This is a genomic window from Novosphingobium sp. YAF33 (assembly GCF_052113265.1).
In the GTDB taxonomy this organism is placed as follows: domain Bacteria; phylum Pseudomonadota; class Alphaproteobacteria; order Sphingomonadales; family Sphingomonadaceae; genus Novosphingobium.
Map to the genome: position 1 here is coordinate 30,755 of NZ_JBFRCW010000007.1, position 21,126 is coordinate 51,880.

Sequence of the window (21,126 nt, forward strand, 5' to 3'; positions counted from 1 at the left end):
GGTTCAGCGGCCCTGTATACGCCCTGTGCTACTGACGCACTACTTTTGCGTCATGGTGTTGCCGGATATCCGGCAAGGTACGATGTTTGCCGGCTCCGGACGCGGACCGGCGACCTCGAACTGTGCGTAGTAGCCCTGGAGCTCCGGCTTACGGACAAATTCCGTCAAACGAAAGCCCATGGACGCAAATTCGCAGAAAAGGAGTTGCGGCGGAATGCCGTGGCTGTCGCTGGCGCGATCGACGTCGACAACGACCACGCGCCCGCCCTCGCGCAGCGAAGGCCGCAAATGCCAGAGGAACGCGTAAGGCTCCGTCACTTCGTGGTACATGTGCACCAGGAAGACGCGATCGAAGCTGTTTTCCGGCAGTTTCGGATCGTCCGGCGTGCCGAGCTTGATGGAGACGTTCTCCAGTTCCTCGCGCATCACGCGGTTGCCCAGCCGCTCGTTCGCCGCGCGGTCGATATCCTCGGCCAGCACACGGCCCTTGGTCCCGACGCGCTGGGCCAGGCGAACCGTGTAGTAGCCTTCACCCGCGCCGAGATCGGCAACGCTCATGCCCGGCTCGATCCTGGCCAGGTCCATGACGACTTGCGCCTCGTTCAGGCTGTCGCGCTGGACTTCGGTGCCGACGGCGCCGTCGGGCGTCCTGGAAACCGGGCGGTCCGCCACCGGAAAGGCGCGCGCGCTTTCGGCCCGCGATTCGTCGACCGGCTCGCGGTGGCACCCCCCCAGAACCAGGCCGAGCGCGAGCGTCGACACCGCCAGGGCGGAGCGGCAGGAAAGGGGGAAGGACAAGCGCATGCGGCCCTTTAGCGGTTCGCCCCGCGCTTGGCAAAATCGCTGCCGAAGCGCGGGTTCGAATTCCGCTACCGATCTCAGTCGACGTCTTCCACTTCGACCTTCTCACCCGTCACGCGCTGCGAAAGCGCGGCGGCCATGAAGGGGTCGAGCGCGCCGTCAAGCACGTCACCGGGCGCCGTCGAGACGACGCCGGTGCGCAGGTCCTTCACCTGCTGGTAGGGCTGAAGAACGTAGGACCGGATCTGGTGGCCCCAGCCGATGTCGCTCTTGCTGGCGTGTTCGGCACTGGCCGCTTCCTCACGCTTGCGCATCTCTTCCTCGAACAGGCGCGCCTTCAGCATGCCCATCGCGATTTCGCGGTTCTTGTGCTGCGAACGGTCGATCTGGCTGGCGACGACGATGCCGGACGGGCCGTGCGTGATGCGCACTGCCGAGTCCGTGGTGTTGACGTGCTGCCCGCCCGCACCCGAAGCGCGATAAGTATCGATCTTCAGGTCCGCCGGGTTGATGTCGATCTCGAAGCTGTCGTCGATCACCGGGTAGACCCAGACCGAGGAGAAGCTGGTGTGGCGCCGCGCCGAACTGTCGTAAGGGCTGATGCGGACCAGGCGATGGACGCCGCTTTCGGTCTTGGCATAGCCATAGGCGTTCTCGCCCTTGATCAGCAGGGTGCAGCTCTTGATGCCCGCGGCTTCGCCCGAGTGGTAGTCCACCAGTTCGACCTTGTAGCCGTGACGCTCCGCCCAGCGCGTGTACATGCGCTGGAGCATTTCGGCCCAGTCCTGGCTTTCCGTCCCGCCGGCACCGGCATGGACTTCGAGATACGTGTCGTTGCTGTCGGCCTCGCCGGAAAGCAACGCGGTCACCTTGTCCTGGTCGGCGCGTTCGGCAAGAGCGGCGAGCGTGGCGATACCTTCGTTGATGGTATCCTCGTCGTCCTCCATCTCGCCCAGTTCGACGAACTCGATGGCGTCCTGCATTTCGCGGCCGATATCGTTCACGGCACCGATCGCAGCCTCAAGACGGCGACGCTCCTTCATCACCGCTTCGGCTTCCTTGGGCTTGTCCCAAAGCGTGGGGTCTTCGACACGCGCGTTCAGCTCGTCGAACCGGCGCAGGGCGCGGTCCCAATCGAGGAACTTGCGGACCAGCGCGAGGGCCTTCTCGATACGCGCAATGTGGGCCTGCCCTTCGGCACGCATGACTTGAAACTCCCAAGAAGCGACAGCGCGCGCATAGCGCAGCGACGGCATATGTAAAGCGCGCGAGCAAAGTGGCGCGCGGAAACGGCGCTCTTACCCGCCTATGGGGGTGCTGTTCAAGGCTGGAGTGCGGTTGTTCACCCGGTGAAGGTTCCAGGCCGCCTCAGCCCGCTGCAATAAGCGCGACCCTCAGCCCTTTAGCTTCTTCACGGCTTCAAGGGTGAGCTTCACATGGTCGCGGTAGTCGAGTTCCGAATGGACCATGACGATGCGCCCGTCCTGCGCGATCACGTAGCTGGTGCGGTCGGTCATGCCGGCCGGCACGCCTTCGCGCTTCATCGCGACATCGTAGGCCTTGGTGATCGCCGGCGTGGCGACGGCGACGGCGAACTTGTCCCGGCAGGCTTCGGTCGAGAACTTCTGCAGCGTCGGCAGGTCATCGGCCGACATGCCCACCACGGTGGCGCCCAACTTGGCGAAATCGGGGGTCGCATCGGCGAACGCATGGGCTTCCAGCGTGCAACCCTGCGTGAAGGCCTTGGGATAGAAGTAGAGCACGACCGGCCCCTTCTTCAGCGCCGCCTTGAGGTCGAAGGCCATGACCTTGCCGCCCTTCGCGCCCTGCGTCGAGAACGCGGGAGCCTTGGCTCCGACGGGCAATGCTGCCTGAGCGGCACCGGCGGAAACAGCGAGGGCGAGAGCCGCGATGGCGGCGGGCAGGATCTTGCGCATGGCGGCAATCTGAACTTCGGAAAGGGACCTGTCCAGCCCCTTCCCGGCCCCTATCGCGCCTCCGTTCCTGCCGCTTATTCGATGTAGCCGAGCACCGTGCCGACCTCATAGGTCTCACCCACCGCTGCGACGATCCGCAGGGTGCCCGAGGCGGGCGCCTCCACCTCATTGGTGGACTTGTCAGCTTCCAGCGAGAACAGCGGCTCGCCTTCGGTCACGGCGGCGCCATCGCCGACCAGCCATTCGGCAACCTGGCCTTCTTGCATCGAGAAACCGATCTTCGGGAGCAGGATTTCAACGGCCATGGTACTTCCAGTCCTCCAGGATTTCGCGTGCCCGAGGCCCCTGCCCCATCACGGCGATTTGCCATTCTGACTAGCGCAAGGCGCGGGGCAGGCAAGCCGCCCACCCCGCTATCCGCGCCGGCGATATGAGAGCCTCAATCCGGCTTGCCATCCTCATGCGCCATCCAGTGGACGAAGCGGTGAAGCGGATACATCGCATCGTGCGGATTGCCGATCGTCGAGGGCCCCGCCTCGCCCAGATGGACCACGCGCTGCGCACCGCCCGCCGCCAGCCGGTCGCGGTAATCGGCCATGCGGTCGAAGGGATAGAAACCCACCGTCTGCGTGGCGACATTGATCCACTTCACCGCTTCATCAAGGCTGTCCACCCGCACGACGTTGGCGGTCTTGTTGATCGGATGGAAGTCGACCGGCTCTTCGGAGCGGATGACGAGGCCCTTGCCGTCGGTCCGCCCCCAGACGCCGTATTCGTCGTCCATCAAGGTCATCGTATCCACCGCCTCGCGCATATCACGATCGAGCGGACGCACGTCGCCGCTCTCCGCCGCACGGCGGGCGATGTGGTGGTGGAGGCGCTCGCAGAAGCGGTCCACTTCCTCCTCGCTGCCCTCCACGAACTGGAAGCGGCTAGCGACGCAGGCCTCCTGGTTCAACGTCATGACGTCAGTGGAACAGAGGTCCGCCACGCGGTCCACCGTCGCTTCGTCTACCAGCCCCTCGCGCCCGACCATCGAGATCGAGGTCTTGGGATCGAAGGAAACGAGCTGAAAACCCGGTCCCAAATACTTGATAACGTTGTTTATCGCATCGCCGCCGCCCCAGGCGACGATCTTGTCGAAGTACTGCGGGCGATAGAGCACGCGCTCCGTCGCGTCGTCGCCGCCGCGCCAGTAGACCGCCGACATGGAACGGACGATGGGATGGTTCGCATCGATATCCGCCATGGTCCGCAGGATCGCGACCGTGGTGAAGGGATCGGCGCTGCTCATCTTGAACAGGTTCACGCCCTTCACCATCGATCCCTGCGCCACCGACTTCACCGCCACGCCCGGCGAATTGCCCGGCAGCACGTGGATCAGGCGGGGCGCGAAGGCGCGCACGAAGCTCTTGCGGCCGGTGAAGTCCTGCTTCGGCACCCACTCATCGAGCGCGCGCGGATCGGGGAAGTTCTGCTCCACCTCCGCCATCAGCACGCGCTTGTCGAGATAGGCTGCGGCATGGCGCGCGGTGTTCTCGACCACGGCGCGCGGCAGGATATGCGTGCGACACATCCGCTCAATGCATTCCTGCATGTGGTCGTTGTCAGGCGCGATGAGGCGCTGGCCGGTCTCGACAAGGAAGTCGATGATTTCGGCCAGCGGCACGTTCAGCAGTGGCGGCACCTCGGTGCGCGGCGGCACGGCGCGGTCGAAGGGTATCCTGGGCGTCGCAAAAGTCACGCCGAGGTCGCGCGAGGTCTGGATCACGTCGGTGCCGTGCAGCACCTCCCCGCGCAGGAAGAACGGCGCCGAAACGAGTTCTTCGTTTTCAGCAACTTGCGTCACGGAGTTCATGCTACACCTCGCACATAGGCGTCGACCGTGCCCGCGCAGCCGATCTTGTCGTCCCCTTCCAGATCCGCGTAGCGAACGATATTGTCGCGGATCGAAGGACCATGGTTGCCGCACTTGCAGGGGCCATGGTCGAGCGAGATCCGATCGCCGGTAATCACCCCGCCCCAGCGCCCGTCGAGCGACAGATCGAAGAACGCGGCGCGACCTTCCATTTCACCTGAAGTGTGGTCGAGGGCTCCCTCGACAAGAGCGTCGCCCGACTTGTCGAGCAGCACCGGCACGATCCACGGCGACACATGATAGCGCCCGCCTTCGCGGCACTTCGGCATGCCGGAATTCAGTTCCTGCATCGAGTAATTCTGGAAGTGACGATCCTCAGGAATGTTGAAGGTATCGAACACATATTCCTGATAATCATCGGGAAGTTGTGCGCGCTTCAGCCCGCCACCGACATAGATCGAGTTGTCCGGATCGAAGTCTGCGCGGCCATAGCCCGCATCCCGTACCGCCTTGGCGACCTGCCATAGCCCGCTCCACAAGCCCGAAAGCTGGAGCTTGCGATGGCGGTTCTCGATGATGAACTGCGCCGTCGCCGGGATGGCGTCGGCCACCGCCTTGGCGCGCGCGGCGGAGGTTTCCTCGAAAGCCGCGATCTCGTCGGGACGGGCAGTGCCATCGGCGATCTTCTTGCGCATCACCACCATCGCGGTCAGCGAGCCCACGGTGATCGGCGGCACCGGATAGTGCCAGCGCGGCGCGCTGGGATCGGCAAATGCCTCATACTGCGCCTGGGCGATCGTGGCGTTCTTCGGCACGGTCGCCACCGGGGCACAGCCGACGATCACGCGGTCCTGCGCCGGAACCACGCCCGAGCCCCAGGCAAAGACGTTGACCGTATCGATCTTCGACCAGTCCATGTCCTTCTGCGAGGCGATCAGCATGGCCGACTTGCCGGTGGTGCCGCTGGAGCAGGAGATGAAATAGCCCAGCGCCGCCAGCCGCTCGATCCAGTCGTCGATGCCCTCCACATCTTCGAGGTCCAGCCCCTCGATCGGGTAAGGCGAGATCGTGCCGAGCCACTTGGTCAGCCGATCCCAGCGCTCCTCCATCAGAAAGCTCTCGGGGTACGACTTGTAGGCGGTGTGCGGGAACAGGAGCGGCACCATGTCCGCCACGGACCCAATCTTATCGATCCCGGCATCACGGGCACGCAGAGCCAACAGCTTGATGCGATCCCTCCGCTCCTGAAAGCGCTCGTCGAGCGCGGCAACCTGCGTTGCGCGCAGTTCCTCGGCACTGAAACTGAAACGCTGCGGAGCGGCGACCAGCGCCATGAGCCTGTCGACGGCTTCACCCATTCGTTCTCTCCCGGATCGCCGTGCGCTCCGCCTCCAGTGGACAGATCCGCACGACTCGATTAATGACAACTCATGCGTATCATTATTCACGATCCTCTTGGCAGCGCAAGCGCGATCGGCTCGAATGGCCAGATGCCCGAGACGATCCAACCCAAGCGCATCGCTGCCACCGACGCCCCGCCCTCGCCCGTCCGCGCCGGTCGGCCCACCCGCGAACAGGCCCAGGCGCGTCATGCGCAGCTGCTCGACTGCGCCTTCGACCATTTCCTCGACAAAGGGTTCGAGCCGACGACGATCGAGGCACTGGCCGCCGAAGTCAGCATGACGAAACGCACCGTCTATGCCCGCTATCCGGACAAGGCCTCCCTGTTCCGCGCCGCCATCCAGCGGGGGACCGAACGCCGCGCCGCCAGTGCCGAAACCATCGCGGCGACCCGCGCAGATACCCTGGAAGAGACGCTCGTGGGGATAGCCATGCTGCGCATCCAGCTCGCAGGGTCGCCGGAGGGCGTGAAACTCCAGCGCCTCATCAACACCGAGGCCTACCGCTTTCCGGACATCTTCCAGACCTATTACGAGATCGCCGCCCTCCCCACCGTGCAGTTTCTAGCGGATATCCTGGACGAAGAGACCCGCGCGGGACGCCTGGCCATCGAGGACGCGATGCTTTCGTCCACGGTGTTCATGAGCATGGTGGTCAGCGCCCCCGTACGTTTCCTGATTTCGGGGAACGAGCTTCCGGCGCAGGATGTGGACCGAAGGGTTCGCTTCGCCGTGAGGCTGTTCCTCAAGGGCGCTCTCCCACGCTGAGAGCGCCGCGCCGAACCGGATTTCATCAGGGAGAACAGAACGATGCCGCAAGAAGACGATCAGCCCGAGGTCCGCCAGCGATGCGTCGTCGTCACCGGGGCGAGTTCCGGGATCGGCCGGGCCAGCGCCGCGGCTTTCGCCCGCATGGGCTGGCACGTCATCGGCACGGGCCGCGACCGCAAGCGCAGTGAGGACGCGGAGGCCGAAATTCGGGCGGCAGGTTCAGAAAACGCCCGCGTCGACATGCTGCGCGGCGACTTTTCGGAAATGCATGAGGTCCGCCGCGTGGCCGGAGAAATTCGCGCGCTCACGGACCGGGTCGACGTGCTCGTCAACAATGCGGGCGGTGTCCGCGACGGATTCCACGCGACTTCGGAAGGATTGGAGGCGACCTTTGCGGCCAACCACCTGGCACCGTTCCTGCTCACGCGGGAACTTCAACCCTTGCTCGAACGCGCGGCCGGCGATGCCCCGCCGGGACAAGTGCGGATAATCGCCGTCTCCTCCAGCGGCCACCGGGCCTGCGCCGGCATGCGCTGGTACGACCTCATGATGAAGGCCGCCTTCGAGCCCGGCACGGCCTATTGCCAGGCCAAGCTCGCCAACCTGCTTCATACGCGGGCGCTGCACAGCCGGCTGATCGACAAGGGAATCGTCGCCCTTGCCATGCATCCGGGCCGGGTCGGCTCCAACTTCGCCAGCCACGGGGACGAGGCCATGCAGGCCTACATGGCCGCCAACGAATGCGCCGCGCCGGAACAGCCGGCCCGCACGATCGTCTGGCTGGCGACCGATCCCGATCTGGGCGGCAAAGGCGGCCACTACTTCCACGATCTTGCCGAGGAAACGCCGGCCCCTCAGGCGCTGGACGATTTCGAAGCGGAAAAACTCTGGCAGGAAAGCGAGCGCATTCTGGAGCAAGTGCTGGAAGCGCCGCTGACTCTATGAGACCGGGGCTTTCCGCAACGGGTCCCCCATAAAAAAACCGTCCCGCGCCGCTTCTTCGTGAAGCGGTCGCGGGACGGCTGTGCGACCCGTAAAGGGCTATCGCAGCGTGAGCCGAAAAGTTCCGGCCCGCGCGTTCTTCGATCGTGGAGGAGGAGGAACGATCGAATACGACGGCGCGCTGCTACACGAACTTTCAAACGTTTGCACTACCCGGCAGCCCTGTAGCAACATTCAAGGCGAATTTTTTCTCGGGCGCCTCCATCGCTGCGGGGGTCTCGACCGACGTCAAGAGCCGTGAGCCTTGACCTGCCTGCCCGGCTCCGCAATGCCTCCGCCAACTGCGAGGAGCCCTGCCCGATGACCGTCTCTTCCTCTGATACTGGCACGCACCATGGCGCGGAGCGTCCCCGGCGCAGCGCCCTCTATCTGCCCGCCTCGAACGCCAAGGCCATCGCCAAGGCGCGCACCCTGCCCTGCGACATGGTCGTGCTGGACCTTGAGGACGCCGTCGCGCCGGAAGCGAAGGAGGCCGCTCGCGCCGCCGCCATTGCCGCCGTCGCGGAAGGCGGTTTCGGACAGCGCGAGGTCGCCATTCGCGCGAACGGCATCGACACCGAGTGGGGCGCCGCGGACCTAGCCGCCATCGCCGCTTCGCAAGCCGATGCCGTGCTCGTGCCCAAGGTGGATTCGCCCGAGCACATCGCACGCTATCACGCCGCCCTGTCCGGCGCGGCGCCGCGGATGCAGCTCTGGACGATGATCGAGACCTGCGAGAGCGTCGGCAACCTTCCCGCAATGGCCGCCATGGCCCGGAGCACCCGGCTCTCCTTGTGGATCATGGGCACCAACGATCTCGCCAAGGAAATGCGCGCGCAGCTCACGCCGTGTCGCACGCCGTTCCTGCCGTTCCTGGCCATGGCCGTCGCCGCCGCGCGCAGCCACGGCCTGTCGATCCTGGACGGCGTCTGCAACGAGTTTCGCGATCTCGACATATTCCAGGCCGAGGCGCGGCAGGGCCTGATGTTCGGCTTCGATGGCAAGAGCCTGATCCACCCCGCCCAGATCGACCCCTGCAACACGGTGTTTTCTCCGAGCGAAGCCGACCTGGACTGGGCGCGGGGCGTGATCGAGGCGTTCGCCCTGCCGGAAAACCAGGGCAAGGGCGCTATCCGCGTCGAGGGCAAGATGACCGAACTGCTGCATCTGGAGCAGGCACGGCGGCTGGTGGAGATCGCAAGGCAGATCGGCGTGAGGTAAGAAAGCGGCGGTGCATGCGCCAAATCGGAGGCCGCGCCAGCTGTTGGAAAGAAACGGGATCCTTGCCTTGGCGAGGATAACGAGGCCGGGACGAGATCAGCCTGGTCGATAGCGAGGAGACGATGATCGTCGCCTCGCCAAACCGTCAGCCTTCGCCCTTCGAACCTGGCACCCGCGCGATCGCGCCGGGCTCGTTGGCGATCACTTTCAGCACGGCCGTCCAGGCATCCACGTTCTGCTGAAGAGCCGCCGGATCGACCTTGTCCAGCGTATCGTCCGGCGTGTGATGCAAGTCGAAATAGTGCATGCCGTCCTGCCCAAGATCGACGACGGCCAGTTCCTGCTTGGCGATGATGCCCGAGACATCGGCGCCGCCCGTGGCCGCCCCTTCGTGATAGACGATGCCCATCGGCCAGAGCGCCGCCTTGATCCGTTCCGCCATCGCCTGGTTGCTGTCGGCGAGCGTCAGGCGGAACTGCCAGACCTTGTCCGCCCCGAAATCGCTTTCCATCGCCACGGCATGGGGCTCGTCCCCATGCATCTCGGCATAGGCCTTGCTGCCGCCGCCGGTGACGCCCATTTCCTCGTTTCCGGCCCAGAGCACGCGGATCGTGCGCAGGGTCTTGCCCTCCTTCTGCGCGGCCAGTGCCGCGGCCGTGACGATGCCGCAGCCCGAGGCGTCATCGATGGCGCCGGTCGCCAAATCCCAGGAATCGAGATGGCAGGCGAGCACGATCTTGGGCAGCGAGGGGTCGCGGCCCGGAAGGTCGGCGATCACGTTGCCCGAGGGAGCATCCGGGAACGGCTTGCCGAGCAGGGTCAGGTCTATCTTCATCGGCTTGCCGCGCCCGGCGATGCGCGCGATCAGGTCTGCATCGGGATTGGAGACGGCGCCAGCCGGAATGCCGGTCACACCCTTGGCAAACACGGTGACGCCCGTGTGCGGATTGCGATGGTTGTCCGTGCCGGCCGAGCGGATGACGATGGCAGCAGCGCCTTTCTGCGATGCGATCGACGGTCCCCGGCGGCGCACGTCGCCATAGGGGCCGTATCCCGAGCCGTCCTGCGCCGGCCGCATCGCATGGTCCACGAAGGCCACCTTGCCCTTCAGCGAGCCGTCCGGCGCCGCGCGCAGCGCGTCGAGCGTCGGGAAATAGACGAGTTCGGCCTGGAGGCCCTTGGCCGGCGTGGGCGTAGACATGCCCAGCGCGGCAATGGCCAGCGGCTGCGCATAAGGCGCCGTGAGTTTCGCGTGCTCTTCGCCGCGCGTCCAGGCGAGAGTCTTGAACGGCTCCACCTTGACGTTCTGGAAGCCCAGGGCGTTCAGCCTGGCTTCGGCCCAGGCGCGTGCCTGTCCTTCCTGCGGCGACCCGGCGAGGCGGGGACCGATCTCGGTGGTCAGGCCCTCCACGATCTCCCAGGCGACGCCCGAACCCTCGGCGGGGGTGGCTTGTGCGGGGCACGTCAGCAGCGGAGCGGCGACGAGGAGCGGAGAGACGGCGAGAACCGCCGCGCGGGAGAATCTGCGTTGCATGGCAGATGCGTAACGCGCCCTGCCGCTCCTGCCAACCGGTCCATCCCGATTGCCTGATGAGGTTCCGGCCGCGGCGGAGCAGTGGAGGCCGGGTGCGGGCACGACAGGGCGGGCCGCCGCTTCATCACGGCTTGAAACTTCGCCGTCACGGCACAATCTTGTTCTCATATGTAACCCGCCGCGTCAGGCGCCCGGCACTGCCAATGGCCACTGCCAACGACGCCGGCAAGCGCTCCGGGCCGCTGCCCTTGGCAACAGGCCCGCGCGCCTGTAGAGCGGGCCGCAAATCTATCCGATCCAGATCCTATTTCCAGAGGAAACCGATGGCTGCCCAATACGCCTTCGTCATGAAGGGCATGACCAAGACCTTCACCGGCGCTCCGAAGCCGGTGCTGTCCGACATCAACCTGCAATTCTACCAGGGTGCCAAGATCGGCATCGTCGGTCCGAACGGCGCGGGCAAGTCGACCCTGATCAAGATCATGGCCGGCATCGACACCGACTACACGGGTGAAGCCTGGGCCGGTGAGAACATCACCGTCGGCTATCTGGAGCAGGAACCGGAACTCGACCCGACCAAGACCGTCCTCGAGAACGTCAAGGACGGCGCGCGCGCGACCGCCGACATGGTTGACCGCTTCAACCAGATCGGCATGGAAATGGGCGAGGAAGACGCCGATTTCGAAGCGCTCGGCGCCGAGATGAGCGAACTGCAGGACAAGATCGACGCAGTCGATGGCTGGACGCTCGACAACCAGCTCGAAATCGCGATGGAAGCGCTGCGCTGCCCGCCGGGCGACTGGCCGGTGGACAAGCTATCGGGCGGTGAAAAGCGCCGTGTGGCCCTCACCCGCCTGCTGATCCAGAAGCCGTCGATCCTGCTGCTCGACGAACCGACCAACCACCTCGACGCTGAATCCGTCGAATGGCTGGAAAACCACCTCAAGGAATACGCGGGCGCGGTGTTGATGATCACCCACGATCGCTACTTCCTCGACCATGTGGTGGACTGGATCCTCGAACTCGACCGCGGGAAGTACTTCCCCTACGAAGGCAACTACTCCACTTACCTGGAGAAGAAGGCCAAGCGCATGGAGCAGGAGGACCGCGAGGAATCCGGCCGCCAGAAAGCGCTCAAGGACGAGCTGGAATGGATGCGGCAGACCCCCGCCGCCCGCCAGACCAAGTCGAAGGCGCGTATCCGCAAGTTCGAACAGCTCCAGGATGCCCAGGCCGGCCGCAAGCCCGGCAAGGCCCAGATCGTCATCCAGGTGCCTGAGCGCCTCGGCGGCAAGGTCATCGAGGTCAAGGACATCTCGAAGGCTTACGGCGACAAGCTGCTGTTCGAAAACCTCTCGTTCATCCTGCCGCCGGGCGGCATCGTCGGCGTGATCGGCCCGAACGGCGCCGGCAAATCCACGCTGTTCAAGCTGCTCACCGGCAAGGAAACGCCGGACGAGGGTTCGATCGAGATCGGCTCGACCGTGCATCTCGGCTTCGTGGACCAGAGCCGCGACCACCTCGATCCGAAGAAGAACGTCTGGGAAGAAATTTCCGAGGGTCATGACTACATGACCGTCAACAAGCACGAGATGTCGACCCGCGCCTATGTCGGCGCGTTCAACTTCAAGGGCGCCGACCAGCAGAAGAACGTCGGCAAGCTCTCGGGCGGTGAACGCAACCGCGTCCACATGGCCAAGATGCTGAAGCTGGGCGGCAACGTGCTCCTGCTCGACGAACCGACCAACGACCTTGACGTCGAAACGCTGGGTGCGCTTGAAGAAGCGATCGAGAACTTCGCCGGTTGCGCCGTGGTCATCAGCCACGACCGCTTCTTCCTCGACCGTCTGGCCACGCACATCCTGGCCTTCGAGGGCGACAGCCACGTCGAATGGTTCGAAGGCAACTTCGAGGCCTACGAAGAAGACAAGCGCCGCCGCCTGGGCGATGCGGCCGACCGTCCGACCCGTCTGGCCTACAAGAAGCTGACGCGCTGACCCGCAGAGGCTCGAAGCCGACGCGCCGGTTCATGGCGCAAGGCTGAAAGATCCAAAGCCGCCGTCCGGGAAAGCCGGTCGGCGGCTTTGTTCATTTCAGCGCGATCGAATATGAACAAATAGCCACATCCCGGTTCACCATTCCGACAGTGCATTTCCCCTAGGGGTATGCATTAGGATGAACCGTCATCGCCGGGCGGCAAATCCGGTTTTGGAGACCGGAAAATGAAGAAGGAACATACACTGAAGGCGAGAAGGCTTCTCTCGGCCGGCGCATTTGGCGCCATGGCAGTCGCCGCCGTCGCGCTCACCCTTCCGGCCGCCGCCATGGCGGAACCCCGGCAGGAGCGCGCCCGCAGCGAAGGCCGCAGCGGCGGAGAACGCCAGGGCGGCAACGGGGGCGCCTATCGCCCTGCGCCTCAGCCGCAACAGGCCCGTCAGCAACCCCAGCAGGCTCGGCCGGAAATGCCGCGTCCGCAGGCAGCCCAGCGCCCTTCGGCCTGGCGCGGCGGTGAGCAGCGTCAGCAGCCCCAACAGGCGCCGCAGGGTGGTCGCCCCGGTAACGATGCCCGTCCGCCCCAGCAGGCGGGCCAGTCGCAGCGGCCCGATCGCGGTGTCGTGCGTGGCAATCCGAGCTGGACTTCCGACGTTCGCTGGAACAACGGCGCTACGCCGGATAACCTGCGTGGGTCGTCCCGCAACGACGACCGTCGCTGGAATGGCGGAAATCGCCCGGATCGTCCGGACGTTCGGCCGGGCGAGAACCGTCCCGACGGCCGTCCCGGCTGGAACAACGACAACCGCAACGACAACCGGCCCGACCGCAATGCCTGGGGCAAGGACCGCCGCGACAACGACCGCCGCTGGAACAACAACGACAATCGCCCGGACCGCAACGCCTGGGGCCGGGATCGCCGCGACGACGATCGTCGCTGGTCCGGCAACGACAACCGCCGCTGGGACCGCAACGACTGGCGCCGCGACAACCGCTACGACTGGCAGCGCTATCGCGACCGCAACCGCTCAGTCTACCATATCGGCGGCTACTACGCGCCCTATCGCGGCTACGCCTATCGCCGCCTGAGCATCGGCTTCACGCTGGGTTCGATGTTCTACGGCAACAACTACTGGCTCGACGATCCCTGGCAGTACCGCCTGCCGCCCGTCTACGGTGCCTATCGCTGGGTCCGCTACTATGACGACGTGCTGCTGGTGGACACTTACTCCGGCGAAGTGGTGGACGTGATCTACGACTTCTTCTGGTAACACGATGGAGCCCCCGGATTTCGCGATCCGGGGGCTCTTTTCGCAAGTCAGCCACAGTTTCCTAAGGCAGTGCGATTGATCCGCGGCAAGGCGCCGGTACTCTCGCCGGACGATGCCGAACTCCGCCCATCCTGACTGCGACGCCCTGGCCAGGATCGGCATCTCGGTGCGCGAGCGCCTGGCCGGAAACACTGCCTTTTCTCGCTTTCCCGTGGAAGGTGCGGAAATCTACAGGGCCGCCGAATTCCTCAGCGAGGCGCATTGCCGCCATGTCATCGGCCTGATCGATGGCGTCGCCTGCCCTTCGCGCCTCGTCGACGAGGACGACTGGGACGGCTACCGCACCAGCTTCTCGGGCGACATCAACCCCCGCGACCGGATCGTCCGCTCGCTCGACGCCCGGCTCTGCAAGCTGACCGGAATCGATCCCGGCCACGGCGAGTCCACCCAGGGCCAGCGCTACCACCGGGGCGAATTTTACCACGATCACTGGGACTGGTTCGACACCGATGCCCCCTACTGGGGGCACGAAAGCCGCAACGGCGGTCAGCGCAGCTGGACGGCGATGGTCTACCTGAACGCCGTGGACGAAGGCGGAACGACGGATTTCGTCCATCTCGACCTGAAGGTCGCGCCTGCCGCGGGATCGCTGCTGATCTGGAACAATGCCCTTCCGGACGGCACACCCAACCCGCTGACGATGCACGCGGCGCGCCCGGTGGTGAGCGGGGTCAAATATGTCGTGACGAAGTGGTTCCGGGCGCGCCATTGGCGCTGAGGTCCAAGGCTCCCTTCTCTGTTGCCGATCGGCATTGGCAGGGAGATGTCGGCCGCTTTCGCGACTGTCTTCCCGCGCGGGTGGAGCCGACAAGCACAACGAGAGACTGCGAGGGCTAGCGCTCGAATGACTACCCGCAGGTATGGCCGCCGTCGGCCTGGGACTGACTGCCGCTCGGCACCTGGCATTCCTTGCCATCTTCGGCAGAGCGACGCGCTTCGAAATACTCGGCGAACCGGTCGAAACGGCGGTGCAACCGGATGATCTCCAACTGCGTGCGGAGGTTCACCTCGTAATCGTGGCGCGCCGTGATGCGATCCTTGTCGGCCTGGCGGTTCTGGCTCATCATGATTACCGGCGCCTGGATCGCGGCCAGCATCGAGAGCATCAGGTTCAGGAAGATATAGGGATAGCCGTCGAAGGGCCTGATACCCAGCGCCTGGAGGATCGCGCTGTTGAGCAGCATCCAGCCAAGCAGCACCACGGCAAAAGCCATGATGAAGCCCCAGCTGCCACCCACCGCCGCCACCCGATCGGCCAGACGGTCCGCGCGGGTGGCATGGGTCGCGGCCAGTTCGTCGGCATCCAGCCCGATCACCGTACCCGAGGCGATGCGGCAGAGCACGCGCTGCTCCTCGCCTCCCAGTTCCGCGAAATTGCGCCCGAGCAACTCTTCGGCAAGTTCCTCGGGCGTTCGCGGATCCTTGTGCATCGCCGCCTCGATCCCCGACGTCAGCCCGCCGCGGAAAGAGCCTCGGCGATCAGCTTGCGCGTTTCCGGCACGCCGTAGAGCGCAATGAAGCTGCCCATGCGCGGACCCTGCGAGGAACCGAGCAGCGTTTCGTAAAGCGCCTTGAACCAGTCCCGCAGGCTTTCGAACTGATAGGCCTCGTTCTTGCCGATCTCGTAGACCACGTTCTGCAGCGCTTCTGCGGTGGCTTCGGGTCCGGCCTTTTCCAGTTCGGCATCGAGCACGGCGAGCGCTTCCGCCTCATTGGCGGTGGGCGCGCGGCGCTGGAGGGTGGGCGCAATGAAATCGCGGTTGGTGGCAAGCGCGGCCCGCACCATCTCGCCGAGTTCCGGGTGCGCCTCGGGGGTGGCGTCGGCCACATAGTTACCGAGGTAGGACCAGACCTGGTCGGCCGTCGCATCGGCACCCAGCACGCCCACCAGGTTGAGCAGCAGCGAGAACGTCACCGGCACGGTATCGCCCGCGCCTTCCGTGGCCTCGCCCTGGTTGCCGCCCGCCGTGCGCAGCAGGTGCCAGACCGGATTGCCCAACTGCTTGTCGAGCGCCTGTCCGGCCAGATTGCCACGGAACTGCCAATACTCGTCCACAGCCTTGGGGATCACGCCGACATGAAGCTGCTTGGCGCTCTTCGGTTCGCGGAACAGGTAGAACCCCAAGGACTCCTCGGTGCCGTACGTCAGCCACTGCTCGATGGTGAGGCCGTTGCCCTTGGACTTCGAGATCTTCTCGCCATTCTCATCGAGGAACAGTTCGTAGATCAGCCCTTCCGGCTTGCGGCCGCCCAGAACCTGCACGATCTTGCCGGACTGGGTGACCGAGTCGGTCAGGTCTTTGCCGCACATTTCGTAATCGACGCCCAGCGCATACCAGCTCATCGCCCAGTCGACCTTCCACTGGAGCTTGGCCTTGCCGCCAAAGGCCGACTGTTCGACCACGGTGCCGTCCTCGTCCGTGAAACGGATCAGGCCGGTGGCGGGATCGAGCACTTCGACCGGCACCTGCAGCACGACGCCGCTGGTGGGCGAAACCGGCAGCACCGGCGAATAGGTCTTGCGGCGCTCCTCGCGCAAGGTGGGGAGCATGACGTCGAGGATGGCCTGGTTGCACTCCAGCACCCGCGTCAGCGCGGAATCGAAAGCACCGGAATTGTAGCGATCGCTGGCCGAGACGAATTCGTAGTCGAAACCGAAACGGTCGAGGAAATCGCGCAGCATCGCATTGTTATGATGCGCAAAGCTCTCATGCCCCTGCTCGCCTTCATGGCCGAAAGGATCGGGAATGCGGCTGAGCGGCTTGCCGAGATTGGCGGCGAGCACTTCGGCGTTGGGGATATTGTCCGGCACCTTGCGCAGCCCGTCCATGTCGTCCGAGAAGGCGACAAGGCGCGTGGGCGCGCCGCCCGTCAGCGCTTCGTAGGCACGGCGCACGAGGGTGGTGCGCAGAACTTCCTGGAACGTGCCGATATGCGGCAGGCCCGAAGGACCGTAGCCAGTCTCGAACAGCACGGGCGCGCCGCCGGGTTTGCCCTGAGGAAAACGCTTCAGCAGCTTCTGGGCCTCCTGGAAGGGCCAGGCCTTGGATACGCGTGCGGCTTCGATCAGGGCTTGTTCAGTCATGCAGCGCTCTTTGGCGAAAAGCGCGCATTTCGCAAGGGCGAAGGCGCAAGCACGGCCTGTGAAATTGCCGCGCCCCGGACTCGATCGGCAGCCGCCATCGGCCCGGAGGCGCCTTGCGAAGGGCAAAGCGCGCCCGGACCAGCAGCCCCGGATCGCACCCGGGATGCGGTATGGAGTTCAATCTTCCCGCCACTGCCAATCGTAGGCCAGCGGCGCCTCGCGGAAGGCGAAACGGTCAATGTGGCGGGCGACCACGTCGGTCAAACCCTCGACATCGCTGCGGTTTTCGCCGGTGATGGCGATGGAGATGCCCTCCCCGTCGGCCGCCATGGTGGCAACGGCCGTGGGGAAGGTCACCGTGCCGGTATCGCCTTCGACTTCGGTCTGGAGCTTGTGGCTCCAGTGCTTGCAGAGCTGGCGGACGTACTTGCCGCCATTCTCCGTGGGCACGCGGGCTGCGATCGTGCTCAACCTTCGATCCTTTCGATCTTGCGGGTCGCCTCGTCGAGGGCATCGGCAATCTGCAGGATCACCTCGCGATTGGCGCCGTCCTTGGAGAGACGGTCGAACATGGCGATCTTCAGCGCATGCATCGCGCGGCGGACCGGGGCAGGATCGACCTTCTCGCGTGCTTCGGCCAGAGCCGAGAGACGCAGCTTCAGCGCAGCGGCCTTTTCGGCATCGGCGTCGGCCTGGGTCCGGCCCTGCTCGGTCGCTTCATAGGACTTGCGCGAACCTTCCTCGGCGGTCGGAGCGATCAGCCCCGATTCCTCCATGTACGTCAGCGCCGGATAGACGACACCCGGGCTCGGCGCATAGTCGCCGCCGGACAGCGTCTCGATCTCGCGGATCAGGTCGTAACCGTGGCGCGGCGCCTCGGCGATCAGCGCAAGCAGGAGCACCTGGAGTTCGCCCTGATCGAACAGCCGCTTGCGGCGACCGCCACCGGGGCGACCTCCGAAGCCGCCACCAAAACCGCCGCCGAAGCCGCCCCCGAAGCCTTCCCCGCGGCCGCCGCGACCCCGTCCTCGGCCACCGGGGAAGCCGTCTTCGAACCCGTCGCCATCGCGGCCGAACGGTCCGCGGGCCATGCCGAAGCCGCCGCGACCGCGCATGCCGTGTTCTTCATGGCGATGACCGCGATGGCCGCATCGGCCGCCGCCCCGCTCCATGTCGTGTTCCATGCCATCGCGCATGCCGCGATCACGGCCGAAGCCGCCATGTCCGTAAGGATTGTTGATGTTTCTCATTTCATCTCTCTTGTTTCTCATGATGGCCACAAGATATATCTTAAATCGATCTTCGCAAGGCACTAAAATGTATCTTGATGTATTTTTCTGCCGGAGCGCCGGGTTTTCGACCGCGGAGGCCGGTTCAGAGGTTTCCCTTTTGTCCGCGCCTTGCCTAAGACGATCACCATGGCCGCCCTGCCCCTCCCCGCCCTTCACGCCAGCCATGGCGGTTCCTGGATGCGCGACGGAGCCGGCAGAACGCGTCCCGTTTCCAAGGGTGAGGCGGTCATGTCGGCGGCGGACACGCCGCTGCTGATCCTCAACGCTCCGCTCATCGCCACGCGTCTCGGCTATCCCGATCTCTCGGGGCTCGACCTGCTGGAACTCTACGCCTTCATGCACCCGGCCCGGTTCGTGGTGCCGACGCCCAAGGGCCTTGCCCATGCGCTTGGCCTCGAAGAACCGAAGGACGATGCCGACGTGCCGCGCCTGCTTCAGGAAGCGGCCGGCGCCCTGCTCGACATTTGCGAGAGTCCCCACTGGCCCGAGCGCGAAGGCGCCTGGACCGCACTGCAATCGCTCACCCGCATGCGCTGGCCCTGGGCTACCCTGCTCAACCCGCGTGTCGCCCGGCCCGAGCGCGCCGAACGCTGGCTCTTCACGCGCCTGCCCGAATGGGAGGAGAGCCCGGAACTGCCCCAGCCCCGGCAAGTCACGCTGGAACGCGGCGAAGTGCTGCAACGCCTTGCGGAGCTGACCGGCAGCGACGCGGAGCAGAGACCGACCCAGCAGGCCTATGCTGCCGAGGCCGCCGCCGCCTTCGCCCCGCGCCAGTCCTCGGGCCGCCCGCACGTCCTCCTGGCCCAGGCCGGAACCGGCATCGGCAAGACGCTTGGCTATCTCGCGCCGGCTTCGCTCTGGAGCGGCTTGTCGGGCGGCACCACTTGGGTTTCCACTTATACCAAGGCCCTGCAGCGCCAACTTCGCAAGGAAAGCCGCCGCGCCTGGCCGGACCGGCGCGCGGACGGCTCGCGGCCCGTCGTCGTGCGCAAGGGGCGCGAGAACTACCTCTGCCTGCTCAATCTGGAAGATGCGCTGCAAGGCGGTTTCGCCGGCCGCGCGGCGATTCTCGCGCAGCTCGTGGCGCGTTGGGCCGCCTATACCCAGGACGGCGACATGATCGGCGGCGACCTGCCGGGCTGGCTCGGCACGCTGTTCCGCCAACGCGGCATCACCGCGCTCACCGACCGCCGCGGGGAATGCGTCTATGCGGGCTGCCCGCATTATCGCAAATGCTTCATCGAGCGCGCCGCGCGCGCCAGCGCCGGGGCGGACCTGGTGATCGGCAACCACGCGCTGGTCATGATCAACGCCGCGCGCGGGCGCGATCACGCCGCGCGTCCCACGCGCATCGTCTTCGACGAAGGCCATCACGTCTTCGACGCCGCCGACTCGACTTTCGCGGCAGCCCTCACAGGCAGCGAGGCCATCGAACTGCGCCGCTGGGTGATCGGCCCCGAGAAAGCCTCGCGCGGCAGACGCCGCGGCCTCTCCGCCCGGCTCGCCGATGTCGCCAGCTACGATGAAGCCGGCGCCAAGGCGATCGAGGCCGCGCGCGCCGCCGCCGAGGCGCTTCCCGGTGACGGCTGGATGCAGCGCCTGACCGAAGGTGAGCCTTCCGGTCCGATCGAGGAACTGCTCGCGGCGGTACGCGCCACCGTCTACGCGCGCGACGAAAGCGGCGGACAGGAGGCCGGCTACGGCCTCGAAACCGAAGCGGCGGGGCTGGAGGGCGCCTTCGCGGAAGTGACCGAGGCAGCGCGCGAGGCGCTTGGCGAACTGCGCCAGCCCCTCGTCCGGTTAGGGCTGCGCCTTGAAGCCCTGCTGGAGGACGGACCTGACTGGCTGGACGGCCAGGGCCGCGCGCGGATCGAAGGCGCGCGCCAGTCCCTGTCCTGGCGCGTCGACTTGCTGCTCGCCTGGGAATCCATGCTGGGCCGCCTCAATGGACCCGCCGATCCCGAATTCGTCGATTGGCTCGCCCTCGATCGTTCCGAGGCGCGCGAATACGACGTCGGCATTCATCGCCATTGGCTGGACCCGATGAAACCCTTCGCCAGCGTCGTGCTGGAACCCGCCCACGGCGTCGTCATGACTTCGGCGACGCTGCGCGACGGCGAGAGCTGGGACAAGGCCATCGCCCGTTCCGGCGCCGCCCATATCGAAGTGGCGCCCCGGCTTTCGGAGCATCTCAGCCCGTTCGACTATGCCGCCCAGGCCGAAGTGCTGATCGTCAACGATATCCCGCGCGGCGATATTCCGGCGCTGGCCGGGGCCTATGCGCGGCTGATCGAATCGGCGGGCGGCGGCGTGCTCGGATTGTTCACGGCGATCCGGCGCCTGCGCGCGGTCTACGGCCGCATCGCCGATCGACTCGCCCGCGCGGGCCTGCCGCTCTATGCGCAGCACGTCGATCCGATCGACACCGGCACCCTGGTAGACATCTTCCGCGACGATCCGGCCGCTTCGCTGCTGGGCACCGATGCCCTGCGCGACGGAGTGGACGTTCCCGGAGAATCGCTGCGACTGGTCATCATGGAACAGGTCCCCTGGCCGCGCCCGACCATCCTGCACCGCGCGCGCCGGCTGGCCGGCGGCGGCTCCTCCTATGACGACAGCCTGATCCGCGCCAAGCTGGCCCAGGCTTTCGGCCGGCTCATCCGCAGTCGCGGCGACCGCGGGCACTTCGTGGTACTGTCTTCGGCATTCCCGTCGCGGCTGCTCAGCGCCTTCCCGGCCGGCACGCCGGTGCTTCGCATTTCGCTGGAGGAAGCCTTGCAACGCGTGAGCTGGAATGGTTCAGGAGAGAACAGTTCAGCAGGGAGCAGTTCCGGGGGGAGCGAAAAACCAGACGAGGCAGCCGGCACCGCCGAAGCCCCGCCCAGCCAACCGCCCATTTGACCGATCAGCGAACCGAAAGTCT

General features: G+C 65.8%; 18 protein-coding genes. 7 read left to right on the top strand and 11 right to left on the bottom strand.

Going from position 1 to position 21,126, the window contains the following annotated elements; genetic code table 11:
* Positions 1 to 39: 39 nt before the first annotated feature.
* The 6 genes from AB4Z00_RS15730 to AB4Z00_RS15755 form a co-directional block, all read right to left on the bottom strand.
* On the bottom strand, positions 40 to 804 hold the full coding sequence (locus AB4Z00_RS15730) for a class I SAM-dependent methyltransferase (protein ID WP_132262954.1): 765 nt from the start codon (positions 802 to 804) through the stop codon (positions 40 to 42).
* A 74-nt stretch (positions 805 to 878) separates the two neighbouring features.
* Positions 879 to 2,006: a peptide chain release factor 2 gene (gene prfB, locus AB4Z00_RS15735; protein ID WP_132262956.1), complete on the bottom strand. Its 1,128-nt coding sequence runs from the start codon at positions 2,004 to 2,006 to the stop codon at positions 879 to 881.
* A gap of 189 nt (positions 2,007 to 2,195) precedes the next feature.
* Positions 2,196 to 2,738 (bottom strand): peroxiredoxin, encoded by a 543-nt coding sequence (locus AB4Z00_RS15740; protein WP_132262958.1) that lies wholly within the window; start codon positions 2,736 to 2,738, stop codon positions 2,196 to 2,198.
* 74 nt (positions 2,739 to 2,812) lie between these two features.
* Positions 2,813 to 3,043, bottom strand: coding sequence for a biotin/lipoyl-containing protein (locus AB4Z00_RS15745; RefSeq protein ID WP_132262960.1), 231 nt, complete (start codon positions 3,041 to 3,043; stop codon positions 2,813 to 2,815).
* A gap of 134 nt (positions 3,044 to 3,177) precedes the next feature.
* Positions 3,178 to 4,596 (bottom strand): acyl-CoA reductase, encoded by a 1,419-nt coding sequence (locus AB4Z00_RS15750; RefSeq protein ID WP_442046541.1) that lies wholly within the window; start codon positions 4,594 to 4,596, stop codon positions 3,178 to 3,180.
* Complete coding sequence (locus AB4Z00_RS15755; RefSeq protein ID WP_442046542.1) at positions 4,593 to 5,954, bottom strand: hypothetical protein; 1,362 nt, start codon at positions 5,952 to 5,954, stop codon at positions 4,593 to 4,595. Before AB4Z00_RS15755 ends, AB4Z00_RS15750 begins: the two co-directional genes overlap by 4 nt.
* A 72-nt stretch (positions 5,955 to 6,026) precedes the next feature.
* On the opposite strand from AB4Z00_RS15755, the gene AB4Z00_RS15760 reads away from it, so the two are divergent.
* The 3 genes from AB4Z00_RS15760 to AB4Z00_RS15770 all read left to right on the top strand — a co-directional run bounded on the left by AB4Z00_RS15760 (position 6,027) and on the right by AB4Z00_RS15770 (position 8,969).
* The gene (locus AB4Z00_RS15760) at positions 6,027 to 6,764 is read left to right on the top strand and encodes a TetR/AcrR family transcriptional regulator (protein ID WP_442046543.1); all 738 of its coding nucleotides are present in this window, start codon (positions 6,027 to 6,029) and stop codon (positions 6,762 to 6,764) included.
* 42 nt (positions 6,765 to 6,806) lie between these two features.
* Positions 6,807 to 7,712 carry an SDR family NAD(P)-dependent oxidoreductase gene (locus tag AB4Z00_RS15765; RefSeq protein ID WP_442046544.1) on the top strand — a complete coding sequence of 302 codons (906 nt, stop codon included), beginning with the start codon at positions 6,807 to 6,809 and terminating at the stop codon, positions 7,710 to 7,712.
* Positions 7,713 to 8,069: 357 nt separating this feature from the next.
* The gene (locus AB4Z00_RS15770; RefSeq protein WP_442046545.1) at positions 8,070 to 8,969 is read left to right on the top strand and encodes an HpcH/HpaI aldolase/citrate lyase family protein; all 900 of its coding nucleotides are present in this window, start codon (positions 8,070 to 8,072) and stop codon (positions 8,967 to 8,969) included.
* Positions 8,970 to 9,114: 145 nt separating this feature from the next.
* Here the strand turns inward: AB4Z00_RS15770 and AB4Z00_RS15775 are convergent, their stop codons facing one another.
* Complete coding sequence (locus tag AB4Z00_RS15775) at positions 9,115 to 10,503, bottom strand: M28 family peptidase (protein WP_442046546.1); 1,389 nt, start codon at positions 10,501 to 10,503, stop codon at positions 9,115 to 9,117.
* A gap of 323 nt (positions 10,504 to 10,826) precedes the next feature.
* Between AB4Z00_RS15775 and ettA the strand changes: the two genes are divergently transcribed.
* The 3 genes from ettA (at position 10,827) to AB4Z00_RS15790 (ending at position 14,544) form a co-directional block, all read left to right on the top strand.
* Positions 10,827 to 12,500, top strand: a complete 1,674-nt coding sequence (gene ettA / locus AB4Z00_RS15780; RefSeq protein ID WP_132262972.1) for an energy-dependent translational throttle protein EttA — start codon at positions 10,827 to 10,829, stop codon at positions 12,498 to 12,500.
* 225 nt (positions 12,501 to 12,725) lie between these two features.
* Positions 12,726 to 13,766, top strand: coding sequence for an RcnB family protein (locus AB4Z00_RS15785; RefSeq protein WP_442046547.1), 1,041 nt, complete (start codon positions 12,726 to 12,728; stop codon positions 13,764 to 13,766).
* A 112-nt stretch (positions 13,767 to 13,878) separates the two neighbouring features.
* The gene (locus AB4Z00_RS15790; RefSeq protein ID WP_134092973.1) at positions 13,879 to 14,544 is read left to right on the top strand and encodes a 2OG-Fe(II) oxygenase; all 666 of its coding nucleotides are present in this window, start codon (positions 13,879 to 13,881) and stop codon (positions 14,542 to 14,544) included.
* Positions 14,545 to 14,674: 130 nt separating this feature from the next.
* On the opposite strand, the gene AB4Z00_RS15795 is transcribed toward AB4Z00_RS15790, so the two are convergent.
* The 4 genes from AB4Z00_RS15795 to AB4Z00_RS15810 all read right to left on the bottom strand — a co-directional run bounded on the left by AB4Z00_RS15795 (position 14,675) and on the right by AB4Z00_RS15810 (position 18,161).
* Positions 14,675 to 15,256 (bottom strand): DUF1003 domain-containing protein, encoded by a 582-nt coding sequence (locus AB4Z00_RS15795; protein WP_442046548.1) that lies wholly within the window; start codon positions 15,254 to 15,256, stop codon positions 14,675 to 14,677.
* 20 nt (positions 15,257 to 15,276) lie between these two features.
* Positions 15,277 to 16,911, bottom strand: coding sequence for a lysine--tRNA ligase (locus AB4Z00_RS15800; RefSeq protein ID WP_442046549.1), 1,635 nt, complete (start codon positions 16,909 to 16,911; stop codon positions 15,277 to 15,279).
* 177 nt (positions 16,912 to 17,088) lie between these two features.
* Complete coding sequence (locus tag AB4Z00_RS15805) at positions 17,089 to 17,382, bottom strand: DUF2218 domain-containing protein (RefSeq protein WP_134092975.1); 294 nt, start codon at positions 17,380 to 17,382, stop codon at positions 17,089 to 17,091.
* A complete protein-coding gene (locus AB4Z00_RS15810; protein ID WP_442046550.1) occupies positions 17,379 to 18,161 on the bottom strand; it encodes a PadR family transcriptional regulator in 783 nt (260 codons plus the stop codon). The genes AB4Z00_RS15805 and AB4Z00_RS15810 overlap by 4 nt, the downstream gene beginning before the upstream one ends.
* Positions 18,162 to 18,329: 168 nt before the next feature.
* Here AB4Z00_RS15810 and AB4Z00_RS15815 point away from each other — a divergent pair, with 168 nt between their 5' ends.
* The gene (locus tag AB4Z00_RS15815; protein WP_442046551.1) at positions 18,330 to 21,104 is read left to right on the top strand and encodes an ATP-dependent DNA helicase; all 2,775 of its coding nucleotides are present in this window, start codon (positions 18,330 to 18,332) and stop codon (positions 21,102 to 21,104) included.
* The last annotated feature ends 22 nt before the right edge of the window (positions 21,105 to 21,126 follow it).